20 protein-coding genes are annotated in these 23,174 nt (G+C 72.6%); 1 reads left to right on the forward strand and 19 read right to left on the reverse strand.

The genetic code is table 11. The features are described 5' to 3' along the window. The first annotated feature begins 7 nt into the window (after window positions 1-7). Window positions 8-1,600, forward strand: a complete 1,593-nt coding sequence (locus tag KM427_RS18705) for a 4-hydroxyphenylacetate 3-hydroxylase family protein (RefSeq protein ID WP_215524898.1) — start codon at window positions 8-10, stop codon at window positions 1,598-1,600. 214 nt (window positions 1,601-1,814) lie between these two features. On the opposite strand, the gene KM427_RS18710 is transcribed toward KM427_RS18705, so the two are convergent. The 19 genes from KM427_RS18710 to KM427_RS18800 form a co-directional block, all read right to left on the reverse strand. Further along, window positions 1,815-2,192, reverse strand: a complete 378-nt coding sequence (locus tag KM427_RS18710) for a carboxymuconolactone decarboxylase family protein (protein WP_252274661.1) — start codon at window positions 2,190-2,192, stop codon at window positions 1,815-1,817. Next, entirely contained in the window at window positions 2,185-3,000 is an 816-nt protein-coding gene (locus KM427_RS18715) for an NAD(P)-dependent oxidoreductase (RefSeq protein WP_215524899.1), read from the reverse strand. The genes KM427_RS18710 and KM427_RS18715 overlap by 8 nt, the downstream gene beginning before the upstream one ends. Continuing rightward, the gene (locus KM427_RS18720; protein ID WP_215524900.1) at window positions 2,997-3,731 is read right to left on the reverse strand and encodes an SDR family oxidoreductase; all 735 of its coding nucleotides are present in this window, start codon (window positions 3,729-3,731) and stop codon (window positions 2,997-2,999) included. Before KM427_RS18720 ends, KM427_RS18715 begins: the two co-directional genes overlap by 4 nt. A gap of 119 nt (window positions 3,732-3,850) precedes the next feature. Continuing rightward, entirely contained in the window at window positions 3,851-5,311 is a 1,461-nt protein-coding gene (locus tag KM427_RS18725; protein WP_215524901.1) for an aldehyde dehydrogenase, read from the reverse strand. After that, entirely contained in the window at window positions 5,308-5,913 is a 606-nt protein-coding gene (locus KM427_RS18730) for a hypothetical protein (protein ID WP_215524902.1), read from the reverse strand. Before KM427_RS18730 ends, KM427_RS18725 begins: the two co-directional genes overlap by 4 nt. A gap of 2 nt (window positions 5,914-5,915) precedes the next feature. Then, on the reverse strand, window positions 5,916-6,119 hold the full coding sequence (locus KM427_RS18735) for a 4Fe-4S domain-containing protein (RefSeq protein WP_215524903.1): 204 nt from the start codon (window positions 6,117-6,119) through the stop codon (window positions 5,916-5,918). A 127-nt stretch (window positions 6,120-6,246) separates the two neighbouring features. Beyond that, window positions 6,247-7,596, reverse strand: a complete 1,350-nt coding sequence (locus tag KM427_RS18740; protein ID WP_286674202.1) for a cytochrome P450 — start codon at window positions 7,594-7,596, stop codon at window positions 6,247-6,249. 43 nt (window positions 7,597-7,639) lie between these two features. Beyond that, on the reverse strand, window positions 7,640-9,145 hold the full coding sequence (locus tag KM427_RS18745; RefSeq protein ID WP_252274663.1) for a Ppx/GppA phosphatase family protein: 1,506 nt from the start codon (window positions 9,143-9,145) through the stop codon (window positions 7,640-7,642). Continuing rightward, window positions 9,145-10,881: a SulP family inorganic anion transporter gene (locus tag KM427_RS18750; RefSeq protein WP_215524904.1), complete on the reverse strand. Its 1,737-nt coding sequence runs from the start codon at window positions 10,879-10,881 to the stop codon at window positions 9,145-9,147. Before KM427_RS18750 ends, KM427_RS18745 begins: the two co-directional genes overlap by 1 nt. Before the next feature lie 67 nt (window positions 10,882-10,948). After that, window positions 10,949-11,740, reverse strand: a complete 792-nt coding sequence (locus KM427_RS18755; protein WP_215524905.1) for an SDR family oxidoreductase — start codon at window positions 11,738-11,740, stop codon at window positions 10,949-10,951. A gap of 598 nt (window positions 11,741-12,338) precedes the next feature. Then, window positions 12,339-13,565 (reverse strand): cytochrome P450, encoded by a 1,227-nt coding sequence (locus tag KM427_RS18760; protein WP_215527683.1) that lies wholly within the window; start codon window positions 13,563-13,565, stop codon window positions 12,339-12,341. 2 nt (window positions 13,566-13,567) lie between these two features. Next, entirely contained in the window at window positions 13,568-14,143 is a 576-nt protein-coding gene (locus KM427_RS18765) for a TetR/AcrR family transcriptional regulator (protein ID WP_215524906.1), read from the reverse strand. A gap of 69 nt (window positions 14,144-14,212) precedes the next feature. Then, window positions 14,213-14,848 carry a trimeric intracellular cation channel family protein gene (locus tag KM427_RS18770; RefSeq protein ID WP_183593306.1) on the reverse strand — a complete coding sequence of 212 codons (636 nt, stop codon included), beginning with the start codon at window positions 14,846-14,848 and terminating at the stop codon, window positions 14,213-14,215. 52 nt (window positions 14,849-14,900) lie between these two features. Further along, window positions 14,901-15,431, reverse strand: coding sequence for a GNAT family N-acetyltransferase (locus KM427_RS18775; protein ID WP_215524907.1), 531 nt, complete (start codon window positions 15,429-15,431; stop codon window positions 14,901-14,903). Window positions 15,432-15,498: 67 nt separating this feature from the next. Then, entirely contained in the window at window positions 15,499-17,475 is a 1,977-nt protein-coding gene (locus tag KM427_RS18780) for an Ig-like domain repeat protein (RefSeq protein ID WP_215524908.1), read from the reverse strand. A 29-nt stretch (window positions 17,476-17,504) separates the two neighbouring features. Beyond that, window positions 17,505-19,058 (reverse strand): TolB-like translocation protein, encoded by a 1,554-nt coding sequence (locus KM427_RS18785; RefSeq protein ID WP_215524909.1) that lies wholly within the window; start codon window positions 19,056-19,058, stop codon window positions 17,505-17,507. A gap of 125 nt (window positions 19,059-19,183) precedes the next feature. Beyond that, on the reverse strand, window positions 19,184-19,837 hold the full coding sequence (locus KM427_RS18790) for a response regulator (protein ID WP_215524910.1): 654 nt from the start codon (window positions 19,835-19,837) through the stop codon (window positions 19,184-19,186). Next, window positions 19,834-21,801, reverse strand: coding sequence for a sensor histidine kinase (locus tag KM427_RS18795; protein ID WP_215524911.1), 1,968 nt, complete (start codon window positions 21,799-21,801; stop codon window positions 19,834-19,836). Before KM427_RS18795 ends, KM427_RS18790 begins: the two co-directional genes overlap by 4 nt. Window positions 21,802-21,867: 66 nt before the next feature. After that, window positions 21,868-23,013 carry a hypothetical protein gene (locus KM427_RS18800; RefSeq protein ID WP_215524912.1) on the reverse strand — a complete coding sequence of 382 codons (1,146 nt, stop codon included), beginning with the start codon at window positions 23,011-23,013 and terminating at the stop codon, window positions 21,868-21,870. Window positions 23,014-23,174: the final 161 nt, after the last annotated feature.

A 23,174-nucleotide genomic window follows, 5' to 3' on the forward strand; every position in this document is an offset into this window, starting at 1 on the left:
CACCGCCATGACCACGCTGACCGAGCGCCCCAGCGACATCCCGGCCGACGACGCGCCGCCGACCGTCAACCCGGCCGCCGACGCCCCCGCCAACAAGCGGACCAACTTCGCCTCCCGGCCGATGACGGGCGACGAGTACATCGAGAGCCTCCGCGACGGCCGCGAGATCTACCTGCACGGCGAGCGAGTGCCGGACGTCACCACCCACCCGGCGTTCCGCAACCCGGTGCGGATGACCGCGCGCCTCTACGACGCCCTGCACACCGGCCCGCACGTCGACGAGCTCACGGTGCCGACCGACACCGGAAACGGCGGCGTCACCATGCCGTTCTTCAAGACCCCGACGTCGTCGGCCGACCTGCTCAAGGAGCGCGACGCGATCGCCCGCTGGGCCAGGATGACGTGGGGCTGGATGGGCCGCTCCCCCGACTACAAGGCCAGCTTCCTCGGCACCCTGCACGCCAACAAGGAGCTCTACGCGCCGTTCGAGGCGAACGCCGAGCGCTGGTACCGCGAGTCGCAGGAGAAGGTCCTCTACTGGAACCACGCGATCATCAACCCGCCGGTCGACCGCCAGCTGCCGCCCGACGAGGTCGGCGACGTCTACATGAAGGTCGAGAAGGAGACCGACGCCGGGCTGATCGTCTCGGGCGCCAAGGTCGTGGCAACCGGCTCGGCGATCACCAACTACAACTTCATCGCCCACTACGGCCTGCCGATCCGCAAGAAGCAGTTCGCGCTGATCTGCACCGTGCCCATGGACGCGCCGGGCATCAAGCTGATCTGCCGCACGTCGTACACGGAGCAGGCCGCGCGCAACGGCTCGCCGTTCGACTACCCGCTGTCGAGCCGGATGGACGAGAACGACACGATCTTCGTCTTCGACAAGGTGCTGGTGCCCTGGGAGAACGTCTTCATGTACGGCGACGTCGACCGGATCAACGCGTTCTTCCCGCAGTCGGGCTTCCTGCCGCGCTTCACCTTCCAGGGCTGCACGCGGCTCGCGGTGAAGCTCGACTTCCTCGCCGGCCTGCTGCTCAAGGCGCTCGACTCGACCGGGTCGGGCGGCTTCCGCGGCGTGCAGACCCGCGTCGGCGAGGTGATCGGGTGGCGCAACCTCTTCTGGTCGCTCACCGAGTCGATGGCCCGCGACCCCGAGCCGTGGGTGGGCGACGCCGTGATCCCGAAGCTCGAGTACGGCCTGACCTACCGGATGTTCATGATCCACGGCTACCCGCGCGTCAAGGAGATCATCGAGCAGGACGTGGCCTCCGGCCTGATCTACCTGCCGTCGGGCGCCGCCGACTTCAAGAGCCCGGAGGTGCGGCCCTACCTCGACCGGTACGTCCGCGGCTCCGACGGCATCACCGCGGTCGAGCGGGTCAAGGTGATGAAGGCGCTCTGGGACTCGATCGGCTCCGAGTTCGGCGGCCGCCACGAGCTCTACGAGCGCAACTACTCCGGCAACCACGAGAACGTGAAGGCCGAGCTGCTCTTCGCCGCCCAGGCCCGCGGTGGCGTCGACGCGATGAAGGGCTTCGCCGACGACTTCCTCGCCGAGTACGACCTCGACGGCTGGACCGTGCCGGACCTCTTCTGACCGACACCTCGCGATACCCAGTGACGGTGTGGTCGTTCCGAGACCCCGGGAACCACCACATCGTCACTGGCTATCCCCCACCCCCACCCCTCCCCGACCACGACAACGACCCCACCCCCCACGACCCACCACCAGACACCTCGCGATACCCAGTGACGAATTGGCTGTTCCCAGACGCTGGGAACGACCATTCCGTCACTGGCTATCCCCCAGGTCAGGCCTGCCGGGCCGCCTTGGCGATCGTCTCCTCGACGATCTGGTTGACCCGGGAGCCGGTCGGCCAGCCGGCGTAATGGCACAGCAGGATCACGATCTCGCGCAACTGCTGCTCGTCGAGCTCGCCGGCTGCGTACGCCGCGGGGATCTGGATGGTCAGCACGTCGTGCTGGTGGCTGCCGGCCAGCAGTCCGATCAGCAGCAGCCGGCGGTCGCGGTCGGTCAGGCCGGGCCGGTTCCAGATGTCGGCGAAGAGGTGGTCGGCGGTGTAGGCGAAGAAGTCGCCGGTGCCGTCGGTCATCTCGAAGCCGTAGACCTGCTCCATCCGCTCCAGGCCCCGGCGACGCGTCTCCGGGAGGTCGTCGAACTTACCCAAGGCCAAGCCCCTTCCTCAGTCGCTCGAGAGACAGCCTCGCAAGCGGTACGTCGACGTCGAGCCCCTCGGCGAGCTCGACCGCGAGCCCGAGATCCTTCTCCCCCAGCGCGGCGACGTGCTCGAACACGCCGCGCCAGAAGTCGCCCTCCACGATCGGCGCGGTCGTGTCGCGGTGCATGATCGCGCCCGGGCCACCGGTGATCACGTCGGTGTGGCGGACCACCCTGCCCAGCTCGACGAGGTCGAGCCCGCAGGCCTCGGCGAGCCGCTGCGCCTCGGTCGCGGCCGTGAACGCCACGAAGTGCATCAGGTTGCGGGCCAGCTTCATCCGCGTGCCGGCACCGAGCGGGCCCGCGTGCACGACGTACGACGACATCGCGTCGAGCGCCGGGCGGGCCAGGACGAACGCCTCGTCGGAGCCACCGACCATGACCGCGAGCGTGCCCTCGGCCGCGCCCATCGGGCCACCGCTGACGGGTGCGTCGAGCACGGTCGACCCGCCGGCCTCCAGCTCGGCGGGCGTGCCCGGCGCGACGGTCGAGTGGACCACCAGCACGGCGCCGTCGCCGACGTCGGCGGCCACCGCCCGGACCTGGTCGTCGTCGCGCACCATCACGCAGACGACGTCGGAGCTGTCGGCGAGCGCGCCGACGGAGGCCGCCGGTCTCGCGCCGGCCGCCGCCAGCTCCGCGACCGGCTCCGGCACCACGTCGTACACGGTCAGCTCGATGCCCTCGGCGGCCGCGAGCCGCAGCGCCATCGGCCTCCCGATGTTGCCGAGACCCACGAAGCCCACCCGTGTCGTCATGGCCGGAAGGTCTGTCCGCCGTCGACGGCCAGGATCTGGCCGGTCACCCACGCCGACTCGTCGGAGAGCAGGAAGAGGCAGGCGCCGACCAGGTCCTCGGGCTGGCCCATCCGCTTGAGGGCGAGGTTCTTCACCAGCTCCTGGGCCGCGTCGCCGGCCTGCGTGCGGGTGGCGGCAGTGTCGGTCGGGCCGGGGGCGACCGCGTTCACACGGATCCTCATGCCGCCGAGCTCGTGCGCGAGCTGCTGGGTCAGTCCGTTGATGCCGACCTTGGCCAGGCCGTAGAAGCCGGAGTAGAGGTACGCCGCGGTGCTGGACTGGTTGACGATCGACCCGCCCCCGCGCCTCTGCATCTCGGGGTAGACCGCGCGGGTCATCACCAGCGCGCCGTCCATGTTCACCGACATGAACCTGCGGTAGTAGTCCCAGTCGACGCTGATCAGCAGGTCGAAGGCCATCTCGCCGTAGATCGCGGCGTTGTTGACCAGCCCGTCGATGCCGCCGTAGGCCGCCACCGTCGCCTCGACCAGCGCGGCGGCCGACTCGTGGGACGACACGTCGGTGCGCACGAACAGCCCGCCGATGTCGGCGGCGACCTTCTCGCCCGCCTGGGTGTTGAGGTCGGCGACCACGACCGAAGCGCCCTCGGCCGCCAGCGCTCGCGCGTACGCCTCGCCGATGCCCTGCGCCGCCCCGGTGACGACGACGACCTTGCCCTGGAACCTGCTCACTTGCTGTCTCCTCTTGGCTCACTGGGTTTCGAGACGGTTGCTAGCGCAACCTCCTCAACCACCGTCGCGGTGGTTGAGGAAGGCGCGCTGGCGCCTGTCTCGAAACACCGCTACGTCCCTCATGCGGGCTCAGCGATCGTCTTGGTCTCGAGGTACTCCTCGAAGCCCGCGACCCCCATCTCCCGGCCGATGCCGGACTGCTTGTAGCCGCCGAACGGCGCGTCGGGGCTGAACCACACCCCGCCGTTGACGGCGATCGTGCCGGTGCGGATCCGGGCGGCCACCGCGCGGGCCCGCTCCAGCGAGCCGGACTCCACCGAGCCCGAGAGGCCGTACGCCGAGTCGTTGGCGATCCGCACCGCGTCGTCGTCGCCGTCGTGCGCGATCACCACGAGCACCGGGCCGAAGATCTCCTCCTGCGCCAGCCGGCTGGAATTGTCGAGGCCGGCGATGACCGTGGGCTCGACCCAGAAGCCCGCCTGGTCGATGACGCGGCCGCCGGTGGCGAACCTGCCGCCCTCCTCCACAGCCAGCCGCAGGTAGGCCTCGACCCGGTCGCGCTGCGCCCGGGAGATCACCGGCCCGCAGATCGCGCCGGGGTCGGCGGGGTCCTTGGCGCCGATCGACTCCATGGTCGCGGCCGCGACCTGCACGGCCTCGTCGTACCTCTCCCGCGGTACGACGAGCCGCGTGGTGATCGCGCAGCCCTGGCCCGCGTGGATGCAGGCGGTGAACGCCGTCGCCCCAGCGGCGGAGGCGAGGTCGGCGTCGTCGAGCACGATCGCCGCGGACTTGCCGCCGAGCTCGAGGAAGACCCTCTTCAGCGTCGGAGCGGCCGCCGCCATGATCGACCGGCCGGTCGCGGTCGAGCCCGTGAACGAGACCATGTCGACGCGCGGGTCGGTGGCCAGCAACCCCGCCACGTCGTTGGACCGCGGGGTGACCACGTTGAAGACGCCCGGAGGGAGGTCGGTGTGCTCGGCGACCAGCCGGCCCAGCTCGCAGGCCAGCCACGGCGTGTCCGGCGCGGGCTTGAGCACCACCGTGCAGCCGGCCGCGAGCGCCGGGCCGACCTTGGCGAGGTTGATCTGGGTCGGCACGTTCCACGGCGTGATCGCGGCGACGACGCCGACCGGCTCACGACGCACGGTCCGGCGCGACGGGATCCCCATCGGCGCCGCGACCCCGAGGTCGGTCTCGAACTCGTAGGACTCCACCAGGTCGGTGACCCACCGCAGTCCGTCGACCGGCACGTCGAACCCGGCCGCCCCCATCATGAAGCCGGGCATGCCGACCTCGGCCGTCGTCAGCGCCCGGAACGCGTCCGCGTGGTCGAGCAGCGCCCGGTGCAGCTGACGCAGGCAGCGCACCCGCAGCTCCACGTCCGTCGACCAGCCGCTCTCGTCGAAGGCCCGGCGCGCGGCAGCGATCGCCCCCTCGACGTCCGCTGCCGTGGCGTCCGGGGCGCGACCGATCTCCGCACCCGTGGCCGGGTTGAGGATCGGGTACGTCGTGCCGTCGCCGGCCCCGACCAGCTCGCCGTCAACGAGCTGCTGGGCCGTGGGCGGCAGCGCCGTCATCGAGCGGCCTGCTGGGTGATGAAGTCCCCGCGCTCGACCGGCGGCGGCCACACCGTCGACGGCAGGTCACGCAGCCGGTAGTGCCCCGGCTGGCTCCTGCCGTCCACCGCCATCCGGCCCAGCAGGCCCTGCGGCGCCTTGCCGGAGGACGCGATCGCGAGGAACGTGTGCGCGGTGGAGCCGAGGTCGAACCAGTCGCGCTGCCACGCGAACTTGAGCGCCCCGTCGTCCTGCCGCTCCACACCGAACCAGGACCCGCCGATGCCGAGGATCTCGTACTCCTCGCCGGTCTCGTCGTCGGTGATCCCGGACTTCTGCTTCCAGAAGCCCGCGATCATCCGGCTCTTCTCGTCGATCATCGTCGCCTGGTAGTCGTAGTGCCAGCCGTCGAGCCCGGCCATCTCCTGGCCGATCGCCAGCTCGCGGATCTCCTCGCGACCGATCGCCATGAAGTGCTCGTCGGGCGTGTACATCCAGCCGTACGTCGCGTCCTCGGCGTACCAGTCGGCCATGATCTTCCAGTCGCCGATCCGCTCGGCCTCCCGGTTGATCGCCAGCCAGGACTCCCAGAACTCCTCGATCTCTGCTCGCGTCAGCGGCATGGTCACTCCTCCTCGATGGCCAACGCCATGGCCGGGCAGTACTTCACGGCCGACCGCACGTCGGACCGCAGGGACTCGTCCGGGTGCTCCTGGAGCACCGTCACGCGATCGGCCTCCGCGTCGAAGCCGAACACCTGGGGGGCCTCGCCCTGACACACCTGATGCGCCTGGCACAGGCCGAGGTCGGCGACCACCCGGAAGCTCATCGCCCCTGCTCCGTGGGGGTTTCGAGGCTCGTCGCTGGCGCTCCTCGCACCTCAACCGCCGTTGCGGTGGTTGAGGTGCGAAGGCGCGCTGGCGCCTGAGCCTCGAAACCACCACCCGCCACCGACATCACCGCTGCCTTCGGCGGTACCGCACCCGGCAGGGCTGCTCGAGCTGGATCACCATCTTCGACACGTCGTCGCGGTAGGACTCCGGCGGCTGGGCCATCTCGAACTCGTAGTCGCGCAGGATCACCGAGAAGATCGCCTTCATCTGCATCATCGCGAACGCGTTGCCGACGCACCGGTGCTTGCCGGCGCCGAACGGGATCCAGGTCCAGCGGTTCTGCAGGTCCTCCTGGCGCGGGTCGACGTAGCGGCCCGGGTCGAAGGTCTCCGGGTCGGGGAAGTCCGTGCCGATCCGGTTCGAGACCCGCGGCGACGCCGCGACCACCGTGCCCGCCGGGATCCGGTGCCCGGCCAGCTCGATCTCCTCCCGGACGACCCGCATCAGGATGACCAGCGGCGGGTGCAGGCGCAGTGTCTCCTTGAGCGCCGCCTCGAGCTGCGGGATCGAGCGCAGCGCCTGGAAGGAGACCTCCGAGCCGTCGGCGTACAGGTCGTCGAGCTCCGTGACGACGGAGGCCATGGTCTCGGGGTTGCGCATCAGCTCGATGAGCGCCCAGGACGCCGTACCGGACGAGGTGTGGTGGCCGGCGAACATCATCGAGATGAAGATGCCGGTGATGTGGTCGGCGCTCATGTCGATCGAGATCAGCACGTCGAGCAGGTCGCGCTCCTCCCTCGGCACCGTGCCCCGCTCCTTCCGCCGGTCGATGATCCCCCGCACCAGCTCGACGAGCTGCTCCCGCGCGGCGTCGCGGCGCCGGAACGACTCGATGTCGAGGTAGGGGTCGACGTACGCGAGCGCGTCGGTGCCGCGCTCCAGCTCGTGGTAGTGGTGGGCGAACGACGAGTCGAGCTCCTCGCGGAAGGGCCTGCCGATCAGGCAGGCCGACGTCGTGTAGATCGTCAGCTCCGCGAACCAGTCGAGCAGGTCGATCTCGCCCGCGTCGCCCCAGTCGGCGACCATCCGGCGGATCTCGGCCTCGATGGTCGAGGCGTGCCCACGCATCATGTCGCCGCGCAGCGCCTGGTTCTTGAGCATCTGCTGGCGCTCCTCCGGCGAGGCGTCGAAGACCACGCCCTTGCCGAAGATCGGCGTCATGAAGGGGTACGCCGCGGCCTGGTCGAGCGTCGAGTCGGGCGCCCGGAAGAACTGCTCGTTGGCCTCGGCGCCCGAGACCAGCACGACGTCCTTGTCGGCGAGCCGGAAGCGGCCGATGTCGCCGCACTCGGCGCGCACCCGCTCGAAGAGGCCGATCGGGTCGACCCGCATCTCGGCCAGGTGGCCCCAGTTCCGCCCGGGGTCGTCCGGCACGACGTACGAGACCTCCGGGATGGACATAAGACTGGACACCTGTCCAATCTAGAACACGTTCTCTCGGACGACAAGAGCCGGATCAGCCTCCGAACCGCTCGGCGGCCACACCGTGGCGCAGGCCGCGGTCGCTGACGGTGATCGCTTGCTGCCCGGTCAGCGTGAGGATCGTGCGCACGATGCACGCACCCGCGAGGATCACCTCGGCCCGGGCGGGCTGGAGCCCGGCGATCGTGCGGCGATCGTCGGCGGCACGCCGCCGGTACTCCTCGATCTGCCGGTCCACCTCGGCGACGTCGACGACGGTGCCGTGCACCACGTCGGGGTCGTACGTCGTCAGGCCGTGGCTGACCGCGGCGAGGTTGGTCGAGGTGCCGCCGATCGCGATCACGGCGTCCGGCCGCGACCGCCCGGCGACCCGACCCAGCTCGGCCGCGATCGCCTCGAGGGCCGCGTCGACGGTCTCCCGAGGCACGGCGCCCGCCAGCCCGAACCGCTCGGTCAGGCGCACCGCACCGACGTCGAGGCTGAACTGCTCCGCGATCCGATCGCGACTGCCGAAGGTGAACTGGCTGCTGCCACCGCCCGAGTCGAAGACCAGCAGGCCGTCGCCGCCGGAGGTCAGGGACGAGACCGCCGCCCGGTAGGCGAGCCGGGCCTCCTCCGGACCCGAGATCACCTCGACCGCCACCCCGCAGCGGTCGAGGACGGCGCCGAGGAAGTCGTCCCGGTTGGGCGCCTGCCGCAGCCCCGCCGTCCCGACGGCCACGATCTCGACCGGGCCCCGGCCGCGGATGTCGTCGAGCAGACCGGCGATCGCGGCGACGGTGCGATCCATCGACGCGGGGGTCAGCCCACCGGACTCCGCCAGGCCCTCTCCGAGCCGGGTCACCACGGCAGTGTCGAGCTCGGTCCGGCCCGCCCGGTCGCCGACGACCAGCTTGACCGAGTTGGTGCCGACGTCGAGGACGGCGTACCGCCTCGGGCGCCAGCCGAGCAGCGCCTTGAGCCCGTCGGCGACGCAGGTGTTGCGACGCCCCGCGAGGCCGAGCCTGCGGACGGTCGCGGACACGAGCTCGGGGTCCGGCGACTCCGCCGCGACGGTCCAGGTGGACGAGCCCTCGGCGCTGATCTCGGTGTACTCGACCAGGCAGCCCTCCAGCACCGAGCGGTGCCGCACCTTGTGCACATCGACGAGCCGGAGCTCGTCGTGGGCGCCGATCACGTCGAGCAGCAGCTCGGAGCGGGTGTGCCGGGGTCGCCCGGACACCGGCACCGGCAGGCCGAGGGCCTCGAACGCCGCGGCCACGTCCGCCTCGTCGACGGGGAAGGCCGCCTTCATGGTCGGTGTCCACAGCTGGAGCCCGGCCCCGTCGACCCGGCGCAGCACCTTGACGTCGAGCAGGTCGTCGCGCACCTTGACCGAGGCATTCGTCCACATCGAGAGCACGTAGGTCTCGTCGCTGACCGCCGGGGCCACGGTCCGCAGCGACGCGAGCGCCTCGTCGGCGAGGTCGCCGAAGGCGCGCCACTCCCACCGCGGTACGACGGCGGGCGGGTCGGTCCGGCTCGGGAGTTCGGTCATCATCAGGTCGGCTCCTCGCGATGGTGGGCCGGCGGCTCGGCGGTCGTCAGTGCGACCACGGCCCGGTAGACGTTGCCGTGCACGCGGTCGGCGCCGAGCCGGCCGATCACGCCGTCGCGCTCCAGCAGCCGGCGCACCGCCGGCCGGACCGCGGCGAAGCGCAGGTCGACGCCGGCCTCGTCGGCCATCCTGATGACCTCCGAGAGCGTCGCCGCACCCTGGGAGTCGGCGAAGTTGACGCCCGCGAAGTGCAGCACGACGCCGCGCACGTCGGGATCGATCAGCACGGCGCGGACCCGGTCCTCGAGCGTGTCGGCGGTCGCGAAGAAGACGCCGCCGTCCATCCGCAGCACCACGACGCCGGGAATCGTCTCGTCGTCCGGGTGCTCGTCGAGGTCGCGGAAGACCTGGGTGCCGGCCTCGCGGCCGAGCGTCGAGAGTCGCGGATGGGTGGCGACGTAGACCAGCCACAGCAGCGAGAGCGCGATCCCGATCGCCACCCCGGCGAGGACCCCGAACACCAGCGTCGCGAGGATCGCCGCCACCGCGACCCAGAAGTCGACCCGCGAGACCCGGCGCAGGCGGCGCATCTCGCCGACGTCCATCATCCCCATCACGACGGCCTCGATGATCAGGGCCGCCAGCACCGGCTTGGGCAACGACGAGAAGAGCGGCGCCAGCACGATCAGCGCGAGCACCACCGTGAGCCCCGAGGTCAGGCTCGCCAGGTTGCTCCGCGCGCCGGTGCGGTCGTTGAGCGAGCTCGCGGAGAGGCTGGTCGAGACCGGCATCCCCTTCAGCAGCCCGGCGCCGATGTTCGCCGCGGCCTGGGCGACCGACTCCTGGTCGATGTCGACCTGGTAGCGGTGCTTGGCCGCGAACGACCGCGCGTCGCCCGCGGTCTGGGAGAACCCGATCATCACCAGCGCGAACGCCGCTAGCAGCACCGTGCTCGGGTGGTCGACCAGCAGGCCGAGATCCGGTACGTCGAAGGACGGCAGCCCCCGTGGGATGTCGCCGACCAGCGCGACACCGTGGTCGCCCAGATCGAGCAGGGCGGACGCGACCAGTCCGCCCACCAGCAGCACCAGCGAGCCCGGCAGCCGCGGGGCGAACCGGCGGACGCCGAAGACCACCACCAGCGCGACCGTGCCCACGAGCACCGTGTCGAGGTGGGCGTCGTCGAGGCCCGACAGCCACGACCACAGCTCCTGGAAGGAGCTGTCGCCCTCGGCGTCGGTGCCGGTCAGCTTGGGCAGCTCGCCGACGACCACGTCGATCGCCGCGCCGAAGAGGAAGCCGGTCACCACCGCGCGCGAGAGGAACTGCGAGAGCCAGCCCATCCGGAAGACGGCCAGCGCCAGGAAGATCAGGCCGCTGACCAGGGTGATCCCGGCGACCAGGGTGGCCACGTCCGCGGTGTCGGTGATCCCGGTGACGAGCACGGCGCCGCCCGCGACGGCCGCGAGCCCGGAGCTCGGGCCCATCGAGATCTGCCGGCAGGTGCCGAACACGGCGTACAGGAGGGCGCCGACGGCCGCGGCGTACAGCCCGTGCTCGAGGGGTACACCGGCGATCCCGGCGTACCCGAGGTTCTTGGGGATGATCAGCGCGGCGACCACGACGCCGGCCAGCAGGTCCCCGCGGAGCCAGGCGCGCCGGTAGTCCCGCAGCTGACCGACGATCGGCAGCAGCCGCGGTGCTGGCCTCCGGGCGGAGCCGGCGGTGCCTGGGTCCACGCACGCTCCCTTCGCGGATCACCGTCCGTCGAGCGTCGCGCCTGGACAGGTGGCCCCGCACCACCCCTCAGCGGGTGACATCACCCCGATCGTCGAGCGGAGCCTCGGGGTTCACCTCGATCAGGCTGAGGTGCACGCCGCGGGGCGCGCTGACCACCGTGGTGATCGCGTCGGCGAGCGCGGCGGGCTTGAGGAAGTGCGGATGCCGGGCCAACCCGAAGCGGACCCACTGGTTGAGCACGAACGCCGCCTCGGCGTCGTCCCAGTCGGTGCCCATCTCGCTCCAGGTGGGACCGGGACGCACGATCGAGGCGCGCACGCCGGTGCCCTCGAGCTCCATCTGCATCGCGTGCGCGAGGCCCTCCAGGCCCCACTTGCCGGCGGCGTACGACGACATGAACGGCCGGGCCCGCACCGCGACGTCGGAGGAGACGAAGACCAGGTCGCCGCGGCGCCGCTCGACCATGCCGGGCACGAAGGCCCGCACCAGTCGGTGCGCCCCGACGACGTTGAGGTCGAGCTCGCGGGCGAAGCGGTCGGTGTCGACCTCGTGGATGGTGCCTGGTGCGACCGCGCCGGCGTTGGAGATCACGACCTCGACGTCGCCGAGATCGGCGCTCACCCGCGCGGCGAACGCCTCGACCGAGGAGTCGTCGGTGAGGTCGAGCGCGTGCGCGACCGCCTCGCCGCCAGCCGCGCGGATCTGGGCGGCGACCTCCTCGCACCGATCGGTGCGCCGCGCACCGAGCGCGACCGGGAACCCGGACGCCGCCAGCGCCAGCGCCGTCGCCGCGCCGATGCCCGACGAGGCGCCGGTGACGACCGCGGGCCGGCGGGTCGGCTGCGCGTACTTACTCATGCCGCCTCCGGGCCGCGCCGCCGGGCGGCGGGAGCAGGCAACCGATCGCCCCACCGGAACGGTTGCTCACGCACCGCCGCACGGCACCGCCACCGGGGCGCGGTGAGCAGGCAACCGATCGCCCGCCCGGAACGGTTGCTGACACACCGCCGCACGCCGACACCGCGCTCATCGCGCCTCCATCCACGGCCGCCCCCCGGCAGCGGTGGGCAATCCACCCAACGCGGGACCAGGTACGTGGAGCACCCACCGCCCGATCGCCCGACCGCCCCACCAAAACGGTTGCTCACACACCGCCGCACGACACCCACCGGGGCGCGGTGAGCAGGCAACCGATCGCCCGGCCAGAACGGTTGCTGACACACCGCCGCACGCCGGCACCGCGCTCATGCCGCCTCCACCGACGGCCGGCTCCCGGCGGCGGTGGACAATCCACCCAACGCGGGACCAGGAACGTGGAGCACCCACCGCCCGATCGCCCGACCGGAACGGTTGCTCACACACCGCCGCACGGCACCGCCACCGGGGCGCGGTGGGCAGGCAACCGAACGCCCGGCCAGAACGGTTGCTGACACACCGCCGCACGCCGACACCGCGCTCATCGCGCCTCCATCCGCACCGGCACCGACGCGAAGCCGCGCACGTTGACCGAGTGCACCCGCACGCAGTCGTCGTGGGCGACCTCGACCGCGCGGACCCGGCGTACCAGCGCGGCCAGGGCGATCCGGGCCTCGAGGCGGGCCAGGTTGGCGCCGAGGCAGAAGTGCCGGCCCCCGCCAAAACTCAGCAACTGCGCCAGTTCGTCCCGCTCGCGGAAGACGTCGAACCGGTCCGGATCGTCGAAGACCCGGTCGTCGCGGTTGGCCGAGCCGAGCACCAGCACCGCCTTCGAGCCCGCCGGCGCGACCCGGCCGTGCAGCTCGACGTCGGCGAGCAGGTGCCGCGCGAGCATCTGGCTGGAGGTGTCGTAGCGCAGCGTCTCCTCGATCCACGGCACCACGAGGTCGCCCCGGTCGTCGGGGTCGGCGAAGACCTTCTCGAGCTGCGCGGGGTGCCGGGTCAGGTGGAAGAGCGCGTGCCCGAGCAGCTTGGTGGTGGTCTCGTTGCCCGCGACGACCATCAGGAAGAGGAAGGCGATGATCTCGTCCTCGCCGAGCCGGTCGCCGTCCATCTCCGCCGAGAGCAGGGCGCTGGTCAGGTCGGACGTCGGCCGCCTCTTGCGCTGCGCGACCATCTCGGCGTAGTAGCCGACCAGCACCAGCGACGCCTCCATGCCGGCGGGCGGGACGTCGCGCATGCCCGGCTCGCGGTGCACGACGAGGTCGGCGAGCCGGCGCACCTCCGCCCGGTCGGACTCGGGCACGCCCATCATCTCGGAGATGACGTCCATCGGGAGCAGGCCCGCGAAGTCGTGGATCCAGTCGAAGCCCTGCCCGTCCCGGGCCCGCTCCAGGCACCGGTCCAGGTAGTGGTCGGTCAGTCGCTGGATCTGCGGGGCCAGCTCGGTCACCCGTCGCGGCGTGAATCCCTTGGAGACCAGCGACCGCAGCCGCTGCTGGCGGGGCGGGTCCATGCCGAGGAAGGACATCACTCGATGCGCGTCGGGGCCCCACGCGCTCCGGTCGATGGAGACCCCCATCGCGTTGGAGTAGACGCCCTCGGTGCGCAGCGCGTGCTGGATGTCGGCGTGCCGGGTGAGGAACCAGACGTCGAGCTCCTCGTTGTGGTGCAGCGGGTCCTCGTCGCGGCACCGACGGTACGTCGGGTAGGGGTCCTCCTGGAACGCGTAGTCGTACGGGTCGAAGACGATGGCGTCCGTCGTCATGCTCACGCATTGCCCCTCATGATCACGGCGACGATCGCGTCGAGCCGCTCGCCCATCTCGGTGTAGGTCATCAGCCCCATCCCGCCCTGCAGCAGCGCCCCCGAGAACGCCAGCGCCACCGTCTCGACCACGACCGGGTCGGCGTCCGCGCCGAGGGCCGTGCGGAAGCGCGCGACGAGCTCGCCGCCGATCCGCAGCCGCAGCCGCTCCACGTCGGGGTCGCTGCCGAGCAGCGCGGAGGTCACCGCTGCGGCCAGCTCCGGCTCCTCGGCGAGCCGCCGCGTCAGGTGGCGGGTCACCGACTGCAGGCGCTCGACGACGTCCGCGCCGGTCGGCTCGTGGGCGTCCTCGGCGAGGAACCGCCAGAAGAGCTCAGCGAACAGGTGGTTCTTCGAGGCCAGGTAGGTGTACGCCGTCGCCGGTGAGACGCCCGCGCGGTGGGCGACGGTGCGCACGGTCAGCGCCTCGTGGCCGACCGCGCCGAGCTCTTCGTGCCCGGCGGCCAGCAGCCGCTCGACGGTCTCGGCCTGGCGGCGGTTGAGCCCCTGGCGCGGCGAAGCGGACAACTGACTGGACATGTGTCCAATCTAGGGCCGACCGCCGCGGCGCCGCAAGGGCCGGGCCTCCGGCGGCGGCCCGGGAGTCCCTCAGGCCCGTTGCCCGGTGCCCGGCGGGCTCGGCGCGTCGATGCCGAAGCGGACGCCGATCATCCGGATGACGAAGCAGACGACGGCCCCGGTGATCGCAGCCGGCAGGTCGGCGACCCCGAGCTGGTCGCCGGCGACCAGGACGAACGCGCCCACCAACGCCGGGATCGCGTACAGGCCGCTGCTCAGCACCGCCGGGATCTCGCGGATCAGCACGTCGCGCAGGGTGCCGCCGCCGACGGCGGTGATCGCCCCCAGGATCACCGCCTGGGCGGAGCCGACCCCGAGGTCCAGCCCCTTGAGCGCGCCGCTGACCGCGAACAGGCTCAGGCCGGCGGCGTCCAGCACCAGGATCGGCTTGGCCAGCCGGTCGAGGTGGCGGCCGGCCACGAAGGCCACCAGGCCGCCGATCGCGGCCACCGCGAGGTAGCGCCAGTCGCTGAACGTCGCCGGTGGCAGCGCCCCGAGCATCACGTCGCGGATCATCCCGCCGCCCAGCGCGGTGAACATGCCGAGCGTGATCACCCCGACGATGTCGAGCCGGGCGACCCGGATCGCCGTCAGCGCGCCGTTCAGTGCGAAGGCGAACGTGCCGGTGAGGTCCAGGACCAGGAACATCGGCGAGGTGGTGTCCACCGGACCTGTCTATCGTGCGCACCGCCCCGCCACCCAGACGGCGCGAGCGCGCTCAGTCCACGACCTCGACGTCGAAGGCCGGGTCGTAGCCGACCGTCCCCTGCGGGATCTCGCGGGCCGCCAGTCGCAGCACCTGGAAGTACTCGGCGGGCACCCCTGGGAGCACGAGCCGCGGATCGGGACGGAAGCCGAACCGGCCGTAGTAGCCGGGGTCCCCGAGGACCACGCACCCCATCGCGGTGTCGATCGCCGCCAGCGCCTGGGTGACCAGCGCGGTGCCGATACCGGTCCCCTGGTGGTCGGGACGCACCGAGACCGGCCCGAGTCCGTACCACCCCTGCGCGCCCGGCGTACGGCGCCCGTCGACCGGGATGATGGTGACCGGGGAGATCGCCACGTGGCCGACCACGGAGCCCTCCAGCTCCGCGACCTCCGACACGGCCAGGGCTCCCCGACCCCGCAGCGCGTCGACGATCAGCTGCTCGGTGCCGCTGGAGTGCTCGGCGCCGGCGAAGGCGTCGCGGGTCACGGCGAAGATCGCCGCCTCGTCACCGGGTCGCTCGGGACGGACGAGAAGGGGCATGGCGACGACGCTACCGACCGCCGGATCGCAGCGTCGTCGCCCCCACGGGATCACCGGCTACCGAGCGTCATCGGATCCGGAACCGCAGGGCGCGCTGGGCGGCGGCGGTGCTCGGGTCGCCGGCATAGGCCACCGTCAGCCGCTGCCCGCCCGGCTTCAGCCTCCGCAGCGTGATCCGTGCGGTTCCGTCGGAGCGCACGGCCGCGCGCGCCAGGGTCTTGCCCTTGCGACGCACCGTGACACGGCCCGTCGGAGCGAGGCCGGAGGCGCTGACCCGCACCGTGACGGTGGCCGTGCGGGTGGCGCCGCGCGGGGTGCGCACCTTGGTGCGGAGCACGGCCCGCGCCTTGGCGACGGCCGTCGTCGGCTCGGTCGTGCCGTGCCACGGCAGCCGGTCGGGCGCGGTGACGCTCGCTCGCAGCGAGACACGTCGACCGACCTCGCCACGCCCCAGCAGCAGCGTGGGTCCGGTGCCGGTGGCGATCGGCGCGCCGTCGGCGAGCCACTGGTAGCTCGCCATGGCGCCGGCCGGGAGTGGCGGCAGCTGGGCGGTGAGCCGCTGACCGGCCACCGCGGTGCCCGAGATCGTGGGGGTGCCGACGATGGCGGAGGCGTTCGCGCCGCCCGGGGTCGGCCCGGCGTCCGGAGCGGCCGCGACCGGGCCGACCGCTGCGCTGGTGGTGCGCCACGGCACGTGGCCGAGCCGGTCCACGGTCACCTCGACCGTGATCGAGGCTCCCTGTTGGGCAGCGGTCAGGAGATGGCTCGTGCCGGTGGCCTCCGAGATCGGAGCGCCGTCGGCGTACCACTGCAACGCGGTCTGGACGCCGGAGGGAACGCCCGACAGGACGGCGGTGAGCTGCTGGCCGACCGCCGGGTGTCCGTCCACCGTGGCCACGACCTGGAGGTCCTGGGTCGCGGGCCGGATCGGCTCGCTGGGCTCGGTGTGCGGCCAGATCGAGGCATAGCCGGGACGCCACAGCTCCGCCTGCAGCACGACGCGCTTGCCCACGTCCTCGGGCCGGATCTCGTAGCTGCTCTCGTCGCCGACCTTCGTGCCGTCGACCCGCCAGGTCCAGAAGACGGCCGTGGGGGCGGGGGTGGCCTCGATCGAGCCGGCCAGGGTGCCGCCCACGACGAGGTCGCCGGAGATGACCGGGCCGGACGTGCTGAACGACGCCTGCCCGACGAGTATCCGGCTCGACTCGCTGACCAGGTCGTCGTAGCCCGGCCGCGAAGCGGTGACCCGCACCGAGATCCGCTTGTTGGAGTCCGTGGGTCTGACGGCGTAGGTGGCCTCGGTCGCGCCCGGCACGTCGACGCCGTCCATCAGCCACTGGTAGGCGTACGAGGTGGCCGTCGGCGTCGTGCGCGGCGTGACGGCGGTCACGCTCTCCCCGACCCGGAAGCCGCCGATCATGGACGCCATGGTGCCGAGCACGAACGTGCCGCGTACGACCTCGTAGCCGACGGTCTTGGTCGTCGTGTTCCCGGCCCGGTCGACGGCCATCGCCTGGGCGGTGTGGGTGCCGAGCGTCGAGGTGTCGAGGGCGCCGCCGCTCGGAGTCGTGTCACTGCACGACGCGATCCCCGAGAGCGCGTCCGCGCAGTCGTACGACAGCGCCACGGTCGAGTGCTGGATCACGCGGGCACCGTCGGCCGGAGCGGTGACGGCGACCGTCGGGTAGTCGCGGTCGATGCCGAACCAGACCGTGCTCCGGGCGGTGTTCTCCGACCGGTCGGTCGCGGTCACGACGACCTCGGTGACCCCGCCGTTCGTGAGAGCGATCGTCCCGCCGCTGCGACCCAGCAGCCCCCCGGAGTCATGGGCGCCGGTGAGTTGGTACTCCACGCTGTCGACCGAGCCGCCGCCGACGTCGGCGACCGCGACCGTGACCGGCGTACTGCCGGGGAACCACCGGTCCCCGGCCGGAGTGAAGGTGATGGTGGGTGGTTCGATGTCGATCGCGTGGGCCGGCGCCATGCCGAGCAGCAGGGCGAGCGTGGCCAGGCCGCTGGCCCGGGCGAGGAAGGTTCGTGACACGGTCTTCTCCTGGAGACGAGCAGAGGTGCTCAGCGCACGCGCAGCGCGGCCGAGGTGACGGAGCGGTTGCTGTAGCCGGCTCGGATCGCGGTCACCCGGACCGAGATCCGGCGGCCGCGGTCGGCCGCCGTGAGCCGATAGCGGGGCTTGGTCGCCCGCTTGATCGCCGCGCCGTTGCGCAGCCACTGGATCCGGGTCCGCTGCGGGCTGGGCGCGAACCGCGCCGGGCGGAGGGTGAGCGTCCTGCCGACGCGGGCCGAGCCCTGCACCGCCGCCTTCGCCAACACCTCGAAGCGGTCCTGCTCGGCGCCGGGGGCGCCGCCGCCCCCCGGACCGGGTGCGGGCTTGGAGCCGGGCCCGGGCGCCGGAGGCGGAGCCGGCAGGGCCGGCGGCGCCAGCGGGGCCGCGGACCAGTCCGGGTTGGTCCCGCCGGGGACGAGGAGCCGGATGGACGTGGCCGCGTCGCAGCTGTCGAAGGACGTCACCACCCACAGGTCGCCGAGCTCCTCGTAGGCCACGGACCGGCCGTCGGGACCCAGGCTCGGCGAGTCGAACACCGGTCCGGGCGTGGTGGTGTCGTCCGAGGCGAGGAAGCAGGCCGGCGTCGTCGGCGGCGCCGGGATGCTCGTCCGCGGATCGCCGGTCACGCTGCCGATGCCGACGAAGTCGTCACCGACGAGATACGTCACCCGGCTCAGGTCCGCCGACACCTCGGGGTGGTTGATCCCGTGCCACTGCAGCGGATAGCCGTCCTCGTCGCTGATCACCTGGTCCTGGTAGAACCAGGTGGTGGCCTCGTCGTGGCCCAGGTCCTGCAGGTCGGCGATGCCGCTGGAGGAGAGCACGACGCGCGTGGGGGACAGCCACGCCGGCTCGCGGCCCGAGACGATGCCGTACGTCGTCGTGGGGCTGAGGCCGGTCGCGTCGGTGAACGACGTGAGCTCCTCGATGCGGATCCGGCCGCTGTAGTCCTTCGACCGCAGCTGGCTGTAGGCGATCCGGGAGCCGTCGGGTGAGATCACCGGCTCGTGGATCGGGGTGATCAGCAGCGTGCCGGGCGAGGGCAGGAAGAGGCTGGGCGGGGCCAGCACGCCCAGGACGACGCCGTTCTGCAGCATTCGGATGATCTGACCGCCCCGGGCCACGGCGATGACGCCGGTGTCCGACATCGTCGGGTCCTCGTAGGGCGAGTCGGCCGTCCCGTCGCTGGTCACCTGGTGCAGACCGGTGCCGTCGGGGCGGATCAGCCAGACGTTGGCGTTGCGGATGAAGACGATGCTGCCGTCCAGCGCGGCCGACTGGATGGTGCGCTGGGTCGCGCGCTGGGTCGCGCGCTGGGTGGCGTCCTGCGTCACGCGCCGGCCCGGCGCGGCCGGGGACCCGGGGTGCAGCGTGTGCCGGGCCTTCTGGGCCTTCTGGGCCTTCTGGGCCTTCTGGGCCTTCTGGGTGTGCTGGAGATCGTCGGCCTGCTGCGGGCTCTCCGCGGCCGTGGCCACCCCCGGGAGGGTGGTCACCGGGAGGGCGAACAACGGCAGGGCGAGGGCGGCCAGGAGGGCCGCGACCCGGGAGGGTCGGGCGGGCATAGTGAGGCTCCGGAGGTCGGGAACACGGGCCTCAGCAGCGTGGCCCGTCCGGTGCCCCCGCCGCATCGCTCGCGGGGACGACCCCGGTCGCCCGCAAGGACGATCGTGGGTCGTCCCGGGGAGGGTCAGGCGCCGGGGCGCACCAGCCCGGTCTCGTAGGCCACCACCACCGCCTGCACCCGGTCCCGCAGGTTGAGCTTGGCGAGGATGCGTGCCACGTGGGTCTTCACCGTGGTCTCGGCGAGGTAGAGCTCGGCGCCGATCTCCGCGTTCGACAGGCCACGAGCGATCGCCCGCAGCACCTCGACCTCGCGCTCGGTGAGGCTGGAGAGGACACCCGAGGCGGTGGGCGTGGGTGGCTGACGCACGAACGTCTCGACCAGGCGTCGTACGACGGAGCGCGCGAACAGCATCTCCCCGGCGTGCACCGCCCGGATGCCGGCGGAGAGCTCGGCGGGCGGCGTGGTCTTGAGCAGGAACCCGCTCGCACCGGCGCGCAGCGCCTCGAAGACGTACTCGTCGAGATCGAACGTGGTGAGCATCAGGGCGCGCGCCTCGGGACGCGCCTGCGCCAGCGCCCGGATCCCCTGCAGGCCGTCGCTCCCGGGCATCTCGATGTCGAGCAGCACCACGTCGGCGGCCCGCTCTCGGGCCAGCCCGACCGCCTGCTGCCCGTCGGTGGCCTCCCCCACGACCGTGATGTCCGGCTCACAGGCGAGCAGGGCGCTGAGTCCGCCGCGGACCAGGTCCTGGTCGTCGGCGATCACCACCTTGATCACGGTCGAGTCACCTCACTTGTCTGGCCCGCCTGGCCGGTCCGGTCGGACGCCGGCGGCGGCGCGGTCATCATCGGGGTCGCCTCGATGGGCCCCGACACCGGGGGTACCGGCGACGTGGGCAGCACGGCGGAGACCCGGAACCCCCGGCCCTCGGGCCCCGCGCTCAGCTGGCCGCCCTGGAGCCGGACCCGCTCAACGAGGCCGTCGAGTCCGAAGCCGGTGCCGCTCGGCGCCGCGGCGTGGTGCCGACCGCCCCCGTCCTGCACGAGGACGCTGACCCGGTCCGGCTCCTCGACCAGCCGGACCCGCACCCGGGCCCCCGGGGCGTAGCGGGCGGCGTTGGCCAGGGCCTCCTGCACGATGCGGTGCACCGTGAACGCGATCTCGGGATCGTCGGGGAGATCGCCCTCGATGTCGATCTCCAGCCCGGTGGTGCCCAGCCGGTCGACGAGCCCCTGAAGGTCCTCGGAGTCGGACCGGTGGAGGTCGTCGCGCAGCATCTCGGCGAGCTCGCCGAGATCCTTCATCGCCTGATCTCCCGCCATCAGGGCGTTGTCGACCGCCCGGTGGGCGGCGACCGGGTCACGCCCGGCGAGTGCCCGCGCGGCACGCGCCTGCAGCACCATCGCCCCGACCGCATGGCTGGTGATGTCGTGCAGCTCGCGGGCGATCCGGAGCCGTTCGGCCGCCATCGCGTCGTCGACACTCGACCGCAGCCGGGCCTGCGCGCGGCTGATCCGGCTGTCGGCCTCGCTCTCCGCGTGCTGGGTCCGGCGCCGGGTCCACACCGCGACCGCCGCGACCGCGGCGACCACGACCGGGACCAGGCTCAGCGTGGGCGAGCGCCAGGTCCCGACGGCGGAGAGGATCACCACCACCCCGGCGGGGAGGATCACGAGTGCCCGCGGACCGAGCCCAGAACGCTCGGTCGCGGCGCCGGCGGCCGCCCAGGCCAGCATCGCGATGGTGGTCATCTCGACGACCCCGTGGGGAACCGGCACGTCGATCGCCAACGCCACCGCCATCGGCACCGCGCAGACCATGGCCGCGAGCGCGGGCGCGGTGCGCCACAGGGCGAGCCCGAGGGGCACCCCGGCGGCCAGCCCGGTGGCGGCGGGCTCGAGTGAGTGACCGACGGCCTCGGCCAGGCCCACCGCCGCGAGAGCCACCGCCAGGAGCGCGTCCGTCCGCCAGGCGCCTCGACGCTCGACGTCCGCGGGCAGGGGACCATCCGACGTCACGAAGCGCAGCAGCGCCTCGTCCAGGACCGGCTCCCGCGCGACGACCGGTGCCCGCAGCAGGCCCAGGATGCGGCGCAGATCGGCGATGGCGGCCTCGCCGCGACTGCCGACGCGGTCGAGCAGATGGGGGTCGAGCGACTGCGCGGCCGCTTCGGCGTCGGCGCGCATCGAGGCGACCGCCTGCTCGACGATGTCGAGGGAGCCCGACAGGATCCGGCCGCGCTCGCGATCCACGACCTCAGCGGCGGTGACCTCGTGGTCACGCAGCTCCAGGTCGCGGGCCACCGCCCGCCGGGCCTGGACCACGGCGGCGCCCTCCCCCACGACCTGACCGACCAGCCAGGTCCCGGTGAACAGCAGGACTCCGACGAGCGCCCGCGACACCCCGAACCCACTGGCCGCGATGACCGCGACGTACCCGACGAGGACGCACCCGCCCCAGGCGGGAGGCAGCCGGCGGCCGACGAAGAACAGGCAGCAGATCGCCGGCAGCAGCCCGGCCGCGTTCTCCACGGGGGCACCCAGCGCCAGGCCGGCCGCCTGGGTCATCGCCACGACGAGGGCACCGGCCACCACGTGCCGGACCAGCAGCCAGCCGCCCACGCCGAACCCGACGGGCAGGACGGCCAGCGCGGGGCTCAGCTGGGGCCACAGGAACGCGGTCGACCAGAGGGCGAACACTCCCGCGAGCACCGGGCCGGAAGGTCGCAGCGGCCACGGCATCACCCGATGGTACGGGCGGCCGAACGCCGTCGGTCGCGATCGCCGAAGACGCCCGCCGGCCACGGGTCAGCTCGGCCTGATGGTGAGCCGGGCCCGGGCGGTGTCGCCCTCGACGCCCGCGCTCCCGGCGTAGCGCACCACGTAGACGGTGCGGCCCGTGCTCTGCCGACGCAGCACCAGGCGGAGGTCGCCCGAGCGGTCCAGGCGACCCTGACCAACGGTCCGGCCGCCGCGGGTGACGACGACCCGACCGGAGGCGGTCGTCCCGGCAGCGGTCACGCTGATGTCGAGACGCGCGGTGCGGCCGGGCAGCGACCGGGCCCGCACCCGCAGCCGGCTCGAGGCCTTCTGCACGGCGGTCGTGGCAGCGCTGGTCTCGGCCCAGGGGTGGTACTCCGGCGCGGTCCCGGTGATCGTGACGGACAGGCGGCGGCCCACGTCGGTCGGCATGATCCGGTACGACGCAGCGGTCGCGCCCGGGATCGCGGCACCGTCGGCGAGCCACTGGTAGCCGAAGGTGGCGGCGGGCGTCAGCCGCGGCAGGTCGACCCGGAGCAGCTGCCCGACCTGCGGCTCGCCGGCGACGGCCACGGCACCGCTCACGGCGAACCGGGGCGGCACCACCTCGTAACTGATCGCCCGGGTCTGCTCGCGACCCACCCGGTCGCGCGCGGTCAGGATCGCGGCATGCCTGCCGAGCGTGGTGGTGTCCAGCACGCGCGGGCCCGCGCATCCGTTGATCCCGCTGTGGTCGTCGGTGCAGGAGAAGTGGATCGGCACCTCGCTGCCGCGCTCCACCTGGATCCCGTCCTGGGGCGAGGAGACGCTGATGATCGGCGGGGTGCGGTCGATGCCGACCTGGAGGACCCCGTCGGCCCGCTGGTCGGCGTCGTCGAACGCCGTGACGTACATCGTGGTGTGGCCCTCGGCGCTGATCTCCACCGGGCCGCCGTCGAGCGGCAGCGTGCCGGCCCGCTCCGAGGCACCGGTGAGCAGGTACTCCACCGACCTCACCCCCGTGCCACCGGGATCGGAGACGTCGACCTGCACCGTGACGGTGTCGGTGTGCCACACGTCGTACGCCGCCGTCGGCACTCCGAACCCGATGATCGGCGGGTCCAGGTCGGCGTCGATCGCCGACGCAGCCGGTGCCAGCGGCGCGAGCAGGGCCACGGCGAGGGCCGGCGTGAGCAGGAACGAGCGGGAAGGCATGGTGACTCCAGGTGCGAGAGGACAGAAGACGTCTGCGACCCTCCCCCGAACCCGCCGACCGGATCGTCAGCACCAAAGGAGGATCCACGTCGTCCTGGAGGACGACCCGCATCGCGCGCGGGCCACGTCGCGGGCCCGCAGGGAGCCACGACGGATGACGG

Origin of the sequence: Nocardioides sp. LMS-CY, from assembly GCF_018732145.1 — a bacterium.
Taxonomy (GTDB): Bacteria; Actinomycetota; Actinomycetes; order Propionibacteriales; family Nocardioidaceae; genus Nocardioides; species Nocardioides soli.